Source organism: Vibrio penaeicida, assembly GCF_002933855.1.
GTDB classification, from domain to species: domain Bacteria; phylum Pseudomonadota; class Gammaproteobacteria; order Enterobacterales; family Vibrionaceae; genus Vibrio; species Vibrio penaeicida_A.
The window spans coordinates 159457-173917 of record NZ_BFAQ01000034.1 but is presented as its reverse complement, the minus strand read 5'-3'; the positions used below and the strand labels follow the sequence as shown (position 1 = coordinate 173917).

Sequence of the window (14461 nt, the reverse complement as noted above, 5' to 3'; positions counted from 1 at the left end):
CGTCGTTGGCATTTCGCACGGCTACGTCTAAGCCTCGGCTTTGTACATTCAAACGGTTTGAGATCTGTAGACCTGCTGCGTCGTCTTTTGCACTGTTGATTTTGAAACCTGAAGACAAGCGCTCCATGGATAGGTTTAAGTCACTTGTTGCGTTGTTTAAGTGACGCTGCGCTGTCATTGCTGATACGTTGGTGTTTACAGTCATGCCCATGATGTATTCTCCAATTGATTTTCCGATATTACGGTCTCCGCCGTCGCGGAAAACCAAGCGTATTTCTCTCTCGTGCTTTTTATAACGGCTCAGATGAAAAGATCTTTAGCAAAAATTCATCTGTTAATAGATGAATTTTCAAACTGAAATGAAATCAATATATTAAGGACTAAAAATCATACTGGACTGTACATAAATCAAGGGTATTAGAGTCGCCACTTGTACTATTCAAACGGGGTGCAGTAAAAAATCATATCGAAATCAGCTCAGCTTCCATTCGTAAACGCTCTCAAGATTCGTTTCCTCAAAGACAATTCAATCGAATAGCCTGCGCATCAGCCAATTATTGAGGTTGAGGTAATAAAAAAGATCAGAGCACGCTCTGATCTTTAAGGTTTGTTAACCAGGATATTTAATTAACCTAATAGGCTCATCGCAGCGTTCGGTGCTTGCTTAGCTTGCGCAAGAATAGAAGTTGAAGCCTGTTGTAAGATCTGTGATTTCGTCATCTTAGTGGTTTCTGACGCGAAGTCCGTATCTTTAATTCGGCTCTTCGACGAGTTCACATTCTCATTGATGTTATCTAAGTTACTGATTGCGTGATCAAAGCGGTTCTGGAACGCCCCTAACTCTGCACGGTGGCTATCCACATACTTAAGTGCAGCATCAATGATGGCAACAGATTCTTGTGACCCAGAAACAGTGGTCACATCAATACTATCAACGGTAACGTCTTGCTTTGGACCCATTGTAAGTTCACCAGCAAGCCCACCACCAAATGTTAGGTCGCTGGATACTTTGTTATTGCCGGCAAAAATTTGCAGATTACCTTGTTCGCCGACCGATGCTTTCACTAAATCAGTTTGACCATTAATGTACGTTGCCAACTCTTCAATATCGTCGCCATCTTTAGCGTTAATGGTCAGCGCCTGTGCTTGGCCAAAGCTGTCCGTCAAGTTAATCGTTAAATCTGATGCTGCAGCGGATACTGTCCAGTCTTTGTCTTTGCCGTTAGCCGCTTGATAGCTCTGACCACCCATCAGCGAGTTATCGCTGCGCATGTCTTTTAGTGTCAACATAACAGCTTCACCGTTATCAGCACCGATTTGGAACGATTTAGTGCCGTAAGTACCATTTAGTAACTTGTTACCACCAAAAGATGTTGTCTCCGCTATTCGGTTCAGTTCATCATTTAATGCAGTTACTTCTTCCTGAATAGCAACACGCTCGGATTTAGAGTTGGAACCGTTTGCCGACTGCAAAGACAAATCACGCATACGTTGCAGAATGTTGGTGGTTTCATTCATCGCACCTTCGGCAGTTTGAGCAATAGAAATACCATCATTAGCGTTTCGAACTGCGACATCCAAACCACGGCTTTGAACGTTCAAACGGTTGGAGATTTGCAAACCAGCAGCGTCATCTTTTGCACTGTTGATTTTGAAGCCTGATGACAGGCGCTCCATAGATGTCGTTAGATCGCTTGCCGCGTTATTAAGATGGCGTTGTGCTGTCATCGCCGATACGTTGGTATTTACTGTCATGCCCATGATTACTGCTCCAAATGATTTTCCGATACTACGCTTTCCGAGCTTATGCTTCGGAAAACCAAGTTGATTGATACCTAAGTGACCTAACAAATCAGAATCAAAAGTCACTTGGGTATTTTCAAGATGAAACAGTTAACGACACGACGTTTTTTTACTTGAGGCATTTTTTAAGAAAAAATGGATTTTTCAGCTTAAGTGGTTACAAATAAATCAAACGCGATATATTTTGTCATTTCCTTCTAAAGTTAGTATTTCTCTTGCCGATACAACTTTCTTTTTTCTCTTGTAGCCCTTATATAGAAAGGCTTGAAAAGGAGGTTACTATTTTTACTAAGTGAAGATTCAATAAAAACCAACCTCTCAAATTCAAGACAACTTTGCAGTATGCTTTCCAAACAGCCTTATTGACTCAGTAAAAAATGCCGTTCTAGATTATAAACCCAAGTAACCTCAATTTAATTAGGTATATGCGGCTATTTGTACCAATACGGGGCGTGTTTTTTCTCGTGAAACTCCTCTGCATCATGCCCAATCCAAAGCTCTGCACCTGTGCTTTCTAAAATTTTATCTACTTTTTCAAAGGCGAGTTTGCTTTGGCTTACCTGATTAAAAATTGGAATGGCGCGTAACCTGCGATTTTCACGAGTATGGTACAGGTCACCAGATAAAATGATGGGGCCGTATTCAGGCAGATCAACATACAAAACTTGATGACCTGGCGAATGCCCGTATGCGGAGACAAGAACAACGGAGCCGTCACCAAACACTTGATGGTCACCCTCTATCACTTTTGCATTGGGTTTTAGGCTTGCGTAATCATCCTGATTGAAGCCGTAGTTTTTAAATTTTTCTTGATCGAAAGCGATGTCATATTCTGGTTTTTGGATTAACCATTGCGCATTTGAAAATTTATATGCATTACCGGAATGATCCCAATGAAGATGCGACAACGCGAGATGTTCGATGTCATTAGCATCGAGGTTTAGCAATTCCAATTGAGAAGATAGGGTTTTCTTCACTGAGAAATGAAATGCACCATCCATCACTTCAATACCTTCCTTCTGCGCGACAAATTTGTCGTTAATACCCGCATCCCAAAACAGTTTGCCTTTCGGGTGAGAGATAACATAGCAACTGTTCACCATTTTTATGGGGTTATCGTTGGTTGCTTTTGGGTTAAACATAGTGGGCTTTCGCGCCTCAATTCGACCACAGTCAATGATGCTGATAGCAACGTTCACGTTACCTTTAGTCGAAAATTGAGAAAAGTTGACAGGCTGAGGCGCTGAGTTAGGAGTAGGGTTTATCACGCTGGCTTGTACAGGCAAAACTGAAGCTGTTAATAAACCAAAAAGAATGCGGTGTAATGTCATTGTTTGAATCCTCTCATGAATTTCTCATCATGTTATAGACCCAAAAATGATAATTAAATACGATACATTGAAAGCAACATCCCATAAATGGGATTATAATTCTAGCTAATTTGAAAACACCTATAATGATTAATTTCAATGATTTACAAGTACTTAAAGCTATCGCCGATAAGGGGAGCTTTAGTGCGGCAGCACAAGTGCTCAACATGCCCACCAGCACAGTAAGTCGAAGACTTTCAGAGCTGGAAAAAGAATTGGGCGTCGCTTTGATTCAGCGTACCTCACGTACCGCGACCTTAACGGAAGCAGGCAGTATATTGAACCAACAAGCGAGCCCTCATATACAAGGGTTGATTGATAGTGTCTCTTTTTTGCAGGAACAAAGCAGTTCGATAAGTGGAAAGCTCACCGTCGTTTCACCTATTTTCATGTCCTATTTTCGCCTTTCGTCATGGATTGCCGAATTTCAGGCTCTGCACCCAAAGCTTGATATTGAATATCGCATCAGCAATAAACTTGATGACTTACTCAGTGATCAAATTGATGTGGCAATCCGACCCGGACCACTGAAAGATTCTAGTTTGGTTGCACGTAAACTTTACCAAACCAGAATGAGTATATTTGCGAGTCCTGCATGGCTTAAAAAACATAAACTGCCTAAACACCCATCCCAATTAAACCAAATTGAATCACTTACGATCCCTTACCTAGCCAAAGATTGGCGTGTTTTTAAGGGTAATCACAGTGAGGTCATCGCGACGCGATATCGTGTTTTCAGTAATGATTTTGGACCACTATCTGAAGCGTTAATTCACGGAGATCAACTAGGCGTTTTGCCGACAACGTTTGGCGAAGAGTTTGTGAAAAAAGGTCAATTGATTAAGTTGCTTCCGGACTACCAAGTGGAGACCCCGGGTCCGATTTACGGTGTGTATCCATCGAAGAAATACTTGTCTCAGAAAACACAAGTATTACTGCACTTTCTTGAGGTGAAGTTTTCTCAGCTTTAGATCTGAGTGCATTTATCGTTTGGTACAGGGATTAGCCCAATAGAGTCAAAGCAATATTTGGTGCTTGTTTGGCTTGAGCTAGAATGGTGGTACTGACTTGTTGCAGCATTTGCTGCTTTATCATTTCGACAGACTCTTTAGCAAAATCGGTGTCTTTGATTCGACTGTTGGAAGATGCGAGGTTCTCATTAATGTTATCTAAGTTACTGATAGCATGATCGAATCGATTTTGAAAAGCCCCCAATTGCGCACGGTGGCTATCCACATATTCCAACGCCGTGTCAATCACTGAAACCGCGCGTTGAGCACCACCAACGTTAGTAATATCGAGGTCATCAACCGTTTCTAGAGCTGGCCCAGACATCGCTAATTGAGAAGCCAAGCTGCCACTGAACGTAATCGGGCTGGCAACGACATCTGCCGAGGCAAAAATTTGTAATTGCCCATCTTCGTTAACAGACGCCGAAACGTGATCGGTTTGCCCGTTAATGTAAGTTGCCAGCTCTTCAATATCATCGCCAACTTTTGCCTGAACATTGACATTAACGAGGTCCCCTACCTTGTCGGTAAAACTGAGGCTAAACTCGTTTTGCCCTGCACTAACCGTCCAGCTTGAGTCCGCTTTTCCTGCCGCCATGTAACTTGCTCCCCCCATGGCAAGGGTATCCGAACGCATATTACTAAGTGATACATTGACAGCTTCACCAGCACTGGCTCCGATTTGAAAAGCGGAAGTGCCATACGTTCCATTAAGGAGTTTTTTGCCACCAAACGATGTGGTTTCTGCAATCCGATTGAGCTCGTCGTTGAGCGCACTCATTTCTTCTTGAAGAGCGATTCGTTCTGCTCGGCTGTTTGAACCATTTGAAGACTGCAACGACAAATCACGCATTCGTTGCAGAATATTCGTGGTTTCTTTCATCGCTCCTTCTGCGGTTTGCATAATGGAGATGCCATCGTTAGCATTGCGCACCGCGACATCCAAACCCCGCATTTGTGTTTCCAATCGATTGGAAATTTGCAAACCCGCAGCATCGTCTTTTGCGCTGTTAATACGACTCCCTGAAGCAAGCCGCTCCAAAGATTGATTCAACGCCTGAGTCGCCACCCCGAGATTTCTCTGGGCGACCATCGCTGAAACATTTGTATTAACCGTAACGGCCATAAACCTTCACACTCAAAATAAGGGTATTCAGCTCTATAGCGGCAGTGGAAAAGAAACCTTTAGCAAAAATTTGAATATTTTTTATCCAGAGGGAAATTTCAGTACACGGACTGGGATTGTCATGCCCAAGCTGACGCTAAAGACGCTCTGTAGCCAACATCGCTTGGGCATATTTCGACATAACAAAGCTTTGTTATCAAAAGGCTTTGTTAAGATAAAATGGCAGCCTTAAACCAAACCAACATTAAGGCTGAATAACATTACGAAAATTCTAGAGAAGACAACATGGATTGCGAAGGTGCAAAGAAATACGCCCCTGTCACTGCTGTTGTGAAACGCAGGAGTTGGTCTGTTTTTCCATCTGTTTCACCGTACATACTCTCAAGCATGGCTTTAAAGTTATGAAGCGTATGGCAGTAAGCAATAAACAACAAACCGTGATCACCAGACACACTGCCATAAGGCAAACTATGGCGAACAATCTTAAGCCCTTTCCCTTCTTCTTTTATATCAACACGTCCAACGTGAGATGCCGCCGGAACGTCATCCAATTCAATTGAATCAGGCTTAGTTCTTCCTACCACTTTTTCTTGCGCTGACACGTTGAGTCGATTCCAAGCAGGCAAGTTATGCACGAAGCGCTGAAGCATCACGTAGCTGCCACCAGAAAACTCCCCTTCAGGGATAATGGCAACCTCATGGCGCTGCTCACCTTCTGGGTTTTCTGTCCCATCAACAAAATCCGTCATATCACGCGAGTCGAGATAGCGATAACCATAAGTTTCATCGACGAGATCTACGTATTCAGCAATTGGTGTTAAGAACTTACGTAGAGCAAAAAAGTGCAAGTCGTGACGATCGGAATGGCAGTGAATCAGAAAATCGACATCTGTCGACGGTGCAATCACCTTGTCTTTTCCCAGTTCGCGAAAGGGTTCTAACTCGCTAGGCATAGGTTGATTCAGCTTCGACCAGAATTGATGCGTGAAAGACACGGTCAGTTTTACATTAGCACCTTGCTGCTGATTGATCTCGTCCACTAAGGCTGGCAGCGTTTGAAGCGAAGACAATACCGTTTGAGGTTCGCTCGTGATTTTAAATAAAGAGTAAAGCGCGAAAGGGCTTCCTTCCGGTACAATCGCAGTTTGCGGATTCGACATATTTATTCTCACATTTAGTTAGCTTTATTGTTCCGTTTCTTGATGAACGGATGTACCCAAGTAATATCAAGAGGCTCTGAATCCAGCATCTTGAGGTCACTTGGGTATAGGTATATAAAAATATAGTGCCATAAACGTGAGTCACAAAAGTGCAAGCAATATCAAAGAAGTGTGATCTTTATTTCATTATTTTCAAACATTCTTTCAATCGGCGGCTTTTCCAAACAAACAAAAAAAACCACACGAGCAAAACTGCCGTTATAGAATGCGACCAGCTAAACACCCCGTTGTCGAGTGTGATTTGATAGATGACCAAACCAAAATGCCCGCCAATCAGTAGTAAGGTGAGCCCTCTCCCCCAACTAATGAAGCGATTTATCCATGTTCTATCTGGGTTTCGAAAGCCAATTAGCCACATCAGTAAAATGGAAGGAAGACCAATGGCTAACCCAAGATATAATGTGTCTTTTACTGGATAAATGATTTCAAGAAGCTTACTGCCAGACTCTCGGCTGACCCCTGCTACAACAAATACTACCCATGCCTTAGCTAGAAATATCCAACCGAGCCAAAGCCAAATCGGCGCTTTTAGATAACCATGTTTGTCGTAGTCTTCAATTGGATAGCGCACTATCACCTCTGCATTTCATAATGGTAGACTAGGGTTTCACCCTATAGGCCAAACATATCAATCCCCGGTTAGCAATGAAACAGAAAAAAAACACTCCATCTGCAGAAACACAATCTGATGCGCAAAAAATTGCTAAAGCTACGCAAAAGCCTGGTCAAACAAAGGAACAGACCAAGCTAATTGCGCAAGGTATCGAAAAAGGCATTGCGCTGTACAAAAAACAACAGAAAGAAAGGCAGCGTGAAGCCGATAAAGCGAAGAAAAAAGCACAAAGAAGCAAACAGCAAACAGATTCGGTTGAAGAGCATCAACCGACCGAGCCAATGACAACAGAAAAGTCATCCAATCTATTGCCTTGGATTCTTCTTATCGTGAGTTGGGTAGGCTTTATTGCGTATGTAATGGGCAACCAATATGTATAAGCTAGGTTGGCGCTGTCTTGCTTTTGCCATCATTCCTTTAATAACGGCGTGCTCTACACCATCGGAGAAATTGATTTCAGATGCTCAGAAGGTATCTGTGTATGCCGATTCAGCCATTGTCGCTTCGGGCTGTGTATGGAAAGGTGAAGTCACTGGCAGCGAGGGCCATTGGTACTCATTTTTGTTCTACAACAATGACGCCATGATTCAGGGTGCGGTAAATGACATAAAAAATCAGGCAGTAAGCCTAGGTGCGAACCGGGTTTACCTGAACAGCCCAATTCACTTTAAAACATCCGTTACTTTTCTAGGCAACGCTTACCTTTGCCAGTAACTCATTATTGATTGATTCGCGAATACCAAAAAACCAGCCTACAACGTCGTGGGCTGGCTTACGGATTTTTTAGCGATCAAACGCTATCTACCTTAAACTCTGTTCTATCTTACAGATCTGTTGTCCCGAGTAATCTTGTTTTTTATCTAGGTTTCTAGTCACCTTACATGCTCCTAGTCCCCTTATTTTCCCGCTAATAACCCGCTTTCCCCCTAATACCCTAGGGTCGATGCAATCTCTTTTTGTCTATCTAAAACCCATTGGCTATCAAATGGTCCCCAATCAGATAATTGATAATACCCGTCGTTATGGCGACGTCCATCCTGCACAAACATTAGCTCGATACCCAAGCCTGGTAAGGCTTTCAATACATCTTGGATTGTTCGTCTAGGCCAACCTGTAATTTCTATCAGCTTAGGAACATTGGGTCTTTCTAGGCTTTCAACCAACAAAGCCAAATATAGTCGTCTTGCAAATACAGGATTCAATTCCATTGATGCCTCCTACCACTGTATTTTTTGCTAGAGCTAATCGCCCTAGAGACCTGCTACTGAGGTCTTGATTATTTCCCCACGCCAACTGGGTCTATTCACATTATTGGTTTTCTGGCACGCGGAATGTTGCGCGTGATCAAATTTGATGAGATTGGAGGTGATTAACTTCTCGTTTATCGTACGTGAACCGATTTGTTTCTATTGGGAATAGCCGATTTCACTGATAAACACCAATTACTTACTAAAAGCTCAATATGGAACGTCAATTTTGCTCCTACACACGGTTTCCTCTTGCCCCACTTTTTCAACCTGATAGGATTTGGGCTTCGAAAGAAAAAAGGACAAGAAAACGCTATGGCAAACACTATGTATGGCATTCCTAACTGCGACACAATTAAGAAAGCAAAAAAGTGGTTAGAAGCTGAAAGCATCGCATACGACTTTCACGATTACCGTAAACAAGGTATCGATAAATCCATGGTTGAGACTTTCTGCGAGAAATTGGGGTGGGAGCAAGTTTTAAACAAGCGCGGAACAACATTCCGTCAGCTATCTCAAGAGCAAAAAGATTCACTCAATGAACAAACCGCGGTTGAATTGCTGGTAGAACATCCAGCCATGATCAAGCGCCCTATTTTAGTGGTAGAAAACACATACCACATTGGTTTCAAAGCCGAACAGTACCAAACTATTTTTAAGTAAGTAAGGATTTTCAAGGATGACAGACAGCCCTGTATTGGCGCTTGCCAAAGATCTCATTAGCCGCCCATCGGTCACTCCGTTGGATGAAGGCTGCCAAGAACTCATGATCAACCGCTTAAAAGCGCTAGGGTTTGAAATTGAAATCATGGTGTTTGAAGACACCACTAACTTCTGGGCTCGCCGTGGCACGGAGTCACCACTGTTTGCCTTTGCTGGTCACACAGATGTTGTGCCAGCCGGTCCACTAGAGCAATGGCACACTCCACCATTTGAACCAACCGTCATTGATGGGCATTTGCATGGTCGTGGTGCCGCTGATATGAAAGGCTCACTGGCCTGTATGGTAGTGGCGGTTGAACGTTTCATTGCTGAAAACCCTGACCACAAAGGCTCTATTGCATTTTTGATTACATCGGATGAAGAAGGCCCATTCATCAATGGTACAACTCGAGTTGTAGATACCCTTGTTGAGAGAAACGAAATCATCGACATGTGTATCGTCGGTGAACCTTCAAGTACGCTGCACGTTGGTGATGTCGTTAAAAATGGTCGTCGTGGTTCAATTACTGGCGATCTTGTTGTTAAAGGCACACAAGGTCATGTCGCTTACCCTCACTTGGCGAATAACCCAGTGCACCATGCATTGCCTGCATTAGCGGAATTGGCTTCCACAAAATGGGATGAGGGTAATGAATACTTCCCACCAACCAGTTTCCAAATTCCAAATTTGCATTCTGGTACAGGTGCCTCGAACGTTATTCCTGGCGAATTCAATGTTCAATTCAACTTCCGCTTCAGCACTGAATTAACCGATGAAGAAATCAAACGCCGCGTACATTCCACGCTAGACTCTTACGGGTTAGATTACGACCTTAACTGGACTTTAAGTGGTCACCCATTCCTAACCGATACAGGTGAGCTTAAAGAAGCCATTGTGCGTGCTGTCGAAAGAGTGAATCACAAGAAACCGGAATTGCTAACAACGGGTGGCACTTCAGACGGTCGCTTCATTGCGACCATGGGCGCGCAAGTTATCGAACTTGGTCCAGTTAACGCAACCATTCATAAAGTGAACGAATGTGTGAGCGTAGCAGATTTAGAGCTTCTGACTGACATGTACGAAGCAACATTAGAAGAGCTATTGGCAAACAAATGACTCCAGCCCAACTGACCGGACAAACCCAATCCCACCTTATTGAGCACATCGTTGGTGCTCAAAAGGTACAAGCTTGCCCAGAAGCAGGAAAGGCATTAACTGCCCTGCACAAGGAAGCTAAGAATAAAGGGTTTGAACTGGCAGTCGCCAGTGGATTTCGAGACTATGAACGTCAAAAATCCATTTGGAATGCTAAGTATTCCGGTCAGAGGGCTATCTTAAATAGTCAATCCAACCCTATTGATCCCTCTACGTTGTCTGACGAAGAGAAAGCTGTCGCCATTTTGCGTTGGTCTGCATTACCGGGCGCAAGCCGTCATCACTGGGGGACGGATTTCGATGTGTATGCTAAGAACTGCTTGCCTGAAAATACACAGCTGCAACTTGAACCTTGGGAATACCAAACGGGTCATCAGCAAGATTTTTCAGAATGGTTACAAGAAGCGATGCCAGAATTCGGTTTTTTTCTTCCTTATCGTGAAGATTTGGGTGGTGTCGCAATTGAGCCTTGGCACATAAGCTACCGTAGTGTTGCGAGTAAAAATCTCGCTTCATTAACGACTGAAATAATTCGTGAGGCATTGCACCTCTCCCCTATTGAAGGACAAACAGTGGTGCTGCCTTTACTGGATACCCTATACAATCGCTTCATAATAAATGTGAGGGACTAAGATGGAATTTCTAACTAACCCTTGGGTCATTATCACCATTGTTTTGGCTGTCGTTATCGGTAACATTGCGGCATTAAAATACACCGCAAAAATGAAGTTTACGCCACCCGGAAAAGGGAAAAAAGACTTAGATAGGCTTAACGAGCTAGACAAAAAAGCCCACACCAAAGATAAATAAAAAGAGCCAGTCAATTGACTGGCTCTTCTGATTTTTTCATACCGATAGATTTATGATATCGACAAACTTAAAGCGATTTCTCTGCAATCTTAGCCAAGATTGGCGCTAAATCAGTAAGCAACTGTTCACTGATAGGCTTATCAGAACTGTCCGTTACGTTGATAGATGTTCTGTTGTCCAAGTCACCCATCAAGAACGTAAATGAACTACCACTCAAGTCTAACGGCTTAACACCAATTTCTTGCCAGAATTCATCATCTGGTTTGGCGTACTTCACCTTAATAATACCTTGGGACTGGTTGCGTTCTTCAATATTAAAACCAATTTGCGGCAAAATAGTTGGCATGTGTTGCCACAGTGTCGAGTATGGCGCTCGAGCGATAATAACAGGTAATCCACTGCGGTCTTTACCAAGACTGATAGGAATACGTTTCACTAACTCCTGAGCCTTTAACGCCGCTTCAGCACGCAAATTCTGATCATACGTTGAGGTTACTAAGTTAGTCATCAGAATGTTGTAGCGCTCTTTATCAGTCGCTTTAACAGGCTTAACTTGATTGCCTTCACGCCAATCAATAAGTGAAATTTTGAAGCCGTAGCGACGATTCGATTCCAACTTTTCTATTGAATAACGGCTGCCAATCTCAGAGTCTTCATCTTCCGACTTCCACGTTACCCATTCCGTTTCGATACGAGTATTTGTGTTTTCTCTCAACCTAATGCCTTGGTTTGAGAGCATCTGTAAAGCAGTTCGCCATACTTTCTCTTGTTCCGTTTCTCGAACCAACCACAAAGTTGCTTCACCGTCTTTCACTTCTGAACGTGCACCAGGAATTAAGTCCAAAATTTGTTGAGGTGGACGAATATCAACGTTTTTACCAATCCCACCTGTGTACTCACCCGCTGGAATATCGTAGTTAGGATAGAACTGCGGTGTGGCACCTTGTGGAAGCGACCACTCTTTTAGCGGCGTTGAATCAAGGTATGAAAAATCATCTTTAGCCTGGCGGCGAGATGAAGGATCACTTGAACAAGCAGCGAGAACAAAAACAGCCAGTGAACCGATCACTAGCTGACGTGAAAACTTCATTAAAACTCCTAAATACAACCCGAAGCTCTTGGCTTCGGGGTTAACTTTATTGGGTTCGTTGGTTTGACCCTAGCTGATCCCAGCTTCTGCTAGAGACTTTTCAATGACTGGCTGAGCCTCTTCAGAAAGCTCCGTCATTGGAAGTCTTAGGCTACCATTTGCAATCAAACCAAGTTTATGCGCAGCCCACTTAACTGGAATAGGGCTAGCTTCAATAAACAGGTTTTTGTGCAACGTCATCAAGCGTGCATTGATGGATTCCGCTTCTTCGAACTCTCCATCTTGAGCTAAGTGCATGATTTTCGCCATATCTGCTGCTGCGATATTGTTCGTTACAGAGATTACGCCATGACCACCTAACTTACAGAATTCGAGCCCTGTCGAGTCATCACCACTTAGTAAGATAAAATCTTCGCCACAAAGTTCACGGTGAATTGCAACTCTTTCTAAATCACCTGTCGCATCTTTCAAAGCAACGATGTTTTCAATTTTGGCTAAACGAGCCACGGTGGCTGGTTGAAGATCAACCGCTGTGCGACCTGGTACGTTATAAAGAATAATAGGCACATCACTGGCTTCAGAAATGGCTTTGTAGTGCTGGTATAAACCTTCTTGGGTCGGTTTGTTATAGTAAGGCGTAACACTTAGCACACCTACGATACCAGAGCCTTGAAGCAAGCGGCTGAACGTCACTGATTCGTGAGTTGCGTTTGCCCCCGTTCCCGCAACAACAGGAATACGACCATCGGCGTACTCTACTGCTTTGCTCACCACCTTGACATGCTCTTCGATTGTTAGAGTGGCCGACTCACCCGTAGTGCCAACAGCGACGATTCCATCGGTGCCCGCTTCTACGTGGTATTCAACAAGTTGCTTCAGGCTTTCGAAATCCACTTCACCTTCATTATTAAACGGTGTCAAAAGCGCAACCCAGCTTCCAGAAAACATGTCCATCTCCTTAATAAATTCTTATACCAAATGGCGTCACTTCAACGACCCCCAGCAGGTCTACCTCAGCTCAAATGGGCTTCTTGCATGGTACTGTAACATCCTTGAATAAAACAAGGGTTCAGAGCGCCTTAGATGACAATCTCACGTTAATAATTGGAGGTGAAGCATGGATTGGTCGAAAATTTATCGAATTGGGTAAGTTTTCAGGTTTGCACACTGAAATTCTCAGTCGGTATCCGGGCGAATAGTAGGAACTGTGCTAACATGCAAATTAACAGTTATTGAAAAATTGCCTCCTCATGTTACAACATTTAGTGATTACCGCTGTTGGTACGGATCGCCCGGGTATCAGTAATCAAATTACCCATTTGGTTACTGAATCGGGATGCAATATTATCGACAGCCGCATTGCACTCTTTGGCAGCGAATTTACGTTGATTATGTTGTTGTCTGGAAACAGCAACAGCTTAGCCCGAGTAGAAACTCGCCTCCCTCTTTTAGGTCAAGAACATGATCTGATTACGATCATGAAACGTACCTCTCCCCATCAGCACCCTGATCATGTCTATCGGATAGAAGTCTTTGTCGAATCCGAAGACAAACTAGGGTTGACTGAGAAATTCACTCAGTTTTTTGCTGACCGACAGATCGGTATGTCTTCACTTAGTGCGCAAACTATCGATAAATCCAAGGTCGAAAAAGAACAGAATCAATTTCATATTGCGTTGACAGCCCACGTCGATGGCGAATGTAACTTGATGCAATTGGAAGAGGATTTCCAATTACTGTGTTCGCAGCTATCGGTTCAAGGCTCACTAAATTTCATAAAAAACAGCCAATAAAAAATAAAGGATCGCTCAATGGAAACTTTGACTGCTGGCGCGCCTGCTCCAGCCTTTTCACTATTAGATCAAGACGGTAACACCGTGAAATTATCTGACTTTGAAGGCAAAAAGGTATTGTTCTACTTTTACCCTAAAGCCATGACTCCGGGTTGCACCGTGCAAGCTAAAGGTCTGAGAGATGTCAAAGCCGAACTGGATGCACACAATGTTGTGGTTCTTGGTGTTAGCATCGACCCAGTAAAACGCTTAGGTAAATTCATCGAACGAGATGAACTCAACTTCACCCTACTTTCTGATGAAGATCATGCCGTTGCTGAACAGTTCGGTGTTTGGGGCGAGAAAAAATTCATGGGAAAAGTGTACGACGGCCTGCACCGCATCAGCTTTCTTATTAATGAAGAAGGTGTAATTGAACATGTGTTCAACAAGTTCAAAACTAAGACGCACCATGAAGTTGTGTTGGATTATTTCAACCAATCTGCGTAAGAATTGACTGAAAAACCAAAAAGACCTCTGAT

18 protein-coding genes are annotated in these 14461 nt (G+C 43.3%); 9 read left to right on the top strand and 9 right to left on the bottom strand.

Annotated features, from left to right (window positions below):
• From VPNCDNU1_RS20550 to VPNCDNU1_RS20540, 3 genes are all read right to left on the bottom strand, one after another.
• Window positions 1-211, bottom strand: a 211-nt coding sequence (locus VPNCDNU1_RS20550; protein WP_442758992.1) for a flagellin N-terminal helical domain-containing protein, incomplete at its 3' end; no start/stop codon positions are given.
• Window positions 212-627: 416 nt separating this feature from the next.
• Complete coding sequence (locus VPNCDNU1_RS20545) at window positions 628-1761, bottom strand: flagellin (protein WP_104402067.1); 1134 nt, start codon at window positions 1759-1761, stop codon at window positions 628-630.
• Between the two features lie 473 nt (window positions 1762-2234).
• Window positions 2235-3134: an N-acyl homoserine lactonase family protein gene (locus tag VPNCDNU1_RS20540; protein ID WP_104402055.1), complete on the bottom strand. Its 900-nt coding sequence runs from the start codon at window positions 3132-3134 to the stop codon at window positions 2235-2237.
• 125 nt (window positions 3135-3259) lie between these two features.
• Here VPNCDNU1_RS20540 and VPNCDNU1_RS20535 point away from each other — a divergent pair, with 125 nt between their 5' ends.
• Window positions 3260-4144, top strand: coding sequence for a LysR family transcriptional regulator (locus tag VPNCDNU1_RS20535; RefSeq protein ID WP_104402054.1), 885 nt, complete (start codon window positions 3260-3262; stop codon window positions 4142-4144).
• A gap of 31 nt (window positions 4145-4175) precedes the next feature.
• Here VPNCDNU1_RS20535 and VPNCDNU1_RS20530 read toward each other — a convergent pair whose 3' ends face one another.
• The 3 genes from VPNCDNU1_RS20530 to VPNCDNU1_RS20520 all read right to left on the bottom strand — a co-directional run bounded on the left by VPNCDNU1_RS20530 (window position 4176) and on the right by VPNCDNU1_RS20520 (window position 7100).
• Window positions 4176-5309, bottom strand: coding sequence for a flagellin (locus tag VPNCDNU1_RS20530; protein WP_104402053.1), 1134 nt, complete (start codon window positions 5307-5309; stop codon window positions 4176-4178).
• A gap of 260 nt (window positions 5310-5569) precedes the next feature.
• Window positions 5570-6469, bottom strand: a complete 900-nt coding sequence (locus VPNCDNU1_RS20525; RefSeq protein WP_104402052.1) for a Dyp-type peroxidase — start codon at window positions 6467-6469, stop codon at window positions 5570-5572.
• Between the two features lie 178 nt (window positions 6470-6647).
• Entirely contained in the window at window positions 6648-7100 is a 453-nt protein-coding gene (locus tag VPNCDNU1_RS20520) for a DUF2919 domain-containing protein (protein ID WP_104402066.1), read from the bottom strand.
• 74 nt (window positions 7101-7174) lie between these two features.
• Here VPNCDNU1_RS20520 and VPNCDNU1_RS20515 point away from each other — a divergent pair, with 74 nt between their 5' ends.
• On the top strand, window positions 7175-7522 hold the full coding sequence (locus tag VPNCDNU1_RS20515; protein ID WP_104402051.1) for a DUF2956 domain-containing protein: 348 nt from the start codon (window positions 7175-7177) through the stop codon (window positions 7520-7522).
• Entirely contained in the window at window positions 7515-7856 is a 342-nt protein-coding gene (locus tag VPNCDNU1_RS20510) for a DUF4156 domain-containing protein (RefSeq protein WP_104402050.1), read from the top strand. The genes VPNCDNU1_RS20515 and VPNCDNU1_RS20510 overlap by 8 nt, the downstream gene beginning before the upstream one ends.
• Before the next feature lie 212 nt (window positions 7857-8068).
• On the opposite strand, the gene VPNCDNU1_RS20505 is transcribed toward VPNCDNU1_RS20510, so the two are convergent.
• The gene (locus VPNCDNU1_RS20505; protein WP_104402049.1) at window positions 8069-8350 is read right to left on the bottom strand and encodes a winged helix-turn-helix domain-containing protein; all 282 of its coding nucleotides are present in this window, start codon (window positions 8348-8350) and stop codon (window positions 8069-8071) included.
• A gap of 354 nt (window positions 8351-8704) precedes the next feature.
• On the opposite strand from VPNCDNU1_RS20505, the gene VPNCDNU1_RS20500 reads away from it, so the two are divergent.
• From VPNCDNU1_RS20500 to VPNCDNU1_RS20485, 4 genes are read left to right on the top strand one after another with little or no spacing between them, the layout of a single operon-like run.
• Window positions 8705-9052, top strand: coding sequence for an ArsC family reductase (locus VPNCDNU1_RS20500; protein WP_104402048.1), 348 nt, complete (start codon window positions 8705-8707; stop codon window positions 9050-9052).
• A 16-nt stretch (window positions 9053-9068) separates the two neighbouring features.
• Entirely contained in the window at window positions 9069-10208 is a 1140-nt protein-coding gene (gene dapE, locus VPNCDNU1_RS20495; protein ID WP_104402047.1) for a succinyl-diaminopimelate desuccinylase, read from the top strand.
• Entirely contained in the window at window positions 10205-10879 is a 675-nt protein-coding gene (locus VPNCDNU1_RS20490; RefSeq protein WP_104402046.1) for a M15 family metallopeptidase, read from the top strand. Before dapE ends, VPNCDNU1_RS20490 begins: the two co-directional genes overlap by 4 nt.
• A 1-nt stretch (window position 10880) precedes the next feature.
• A complete protein-coding gene (locus VPNCDNU1_RS20485; protein WP_104402045.1) occupies window positions 10881-11057 on the top strand; it encodes a DUF2897 family protein in 177 nt (58 codons plus the stop codon).
• A gap of 67 nt (window positions 11058-11124) precedes the next feature.
• On the opposite strand, the gene bamC is transcribed toward VPNCDNU1_RS20485, so the two are convergent.
• Together bamC and dapA are read right to left on the bottom strand one after the other, a co-directional pair.
• Window positions 11125-12147: an outer membrane protein assembly factor BamC gene (bamC, locus tag VPNCDNU1_RS20480; protein ID WP_104402044.1), complete on the bottom strand. Its 1023-nt coding sequence runs from the start codon at window positions 12145-12147 to the stop codon at window positions 11125-11127.
• Between the two features lie 69 nt (window positions 12148-12216).
• On the bottom strand, window positions 12217-13095 hold the full coding sequence (gene dapA, locus VPNCDNU1_RS20475) for a 4-hydroxy-tetrahydrodipicolinate synthase (protein WP_104402043.1): 879 nt from the start codon (window positions 13093-13095) through the stop codon (window positions 12217-12219).
• Window positions 13096-13397: 302 nt separating this feature from the next.
• Here dapA and VPNCDNU1_RS20470 point away from each other — a divergent pair, with 302 nt between their 5' ends.
• Window positions 13398-13940: a glycine cleavage system protein R gene (locus VPNCDNU1_RS20470; protein ID WP_104402042.1), complete on the top strand. Its 543-nt coding sequence runs from the start codon at window positions 13398-13400 to the stop codon at window positions 13938-13940.
• An 18-nt stretch (window positions 13941-13958) separates the two neighbouring features.
• The gene (bcp, locus tag VPNCDNU1_RS20465; RefSeq protein WP_104402041.1) at window positions 13959-14429 is read left to right on the top strand and encodes a thioredoxin-dependent thiol peroxidase; all 471 of its coding nucleotides are present in this window, start codon (window positions 13959-13961) and stop codon (window positions 14427-14429) included.
• The last annotated feature ends 32 nt before the right edge of the window (window positions 14430-14461 follow it).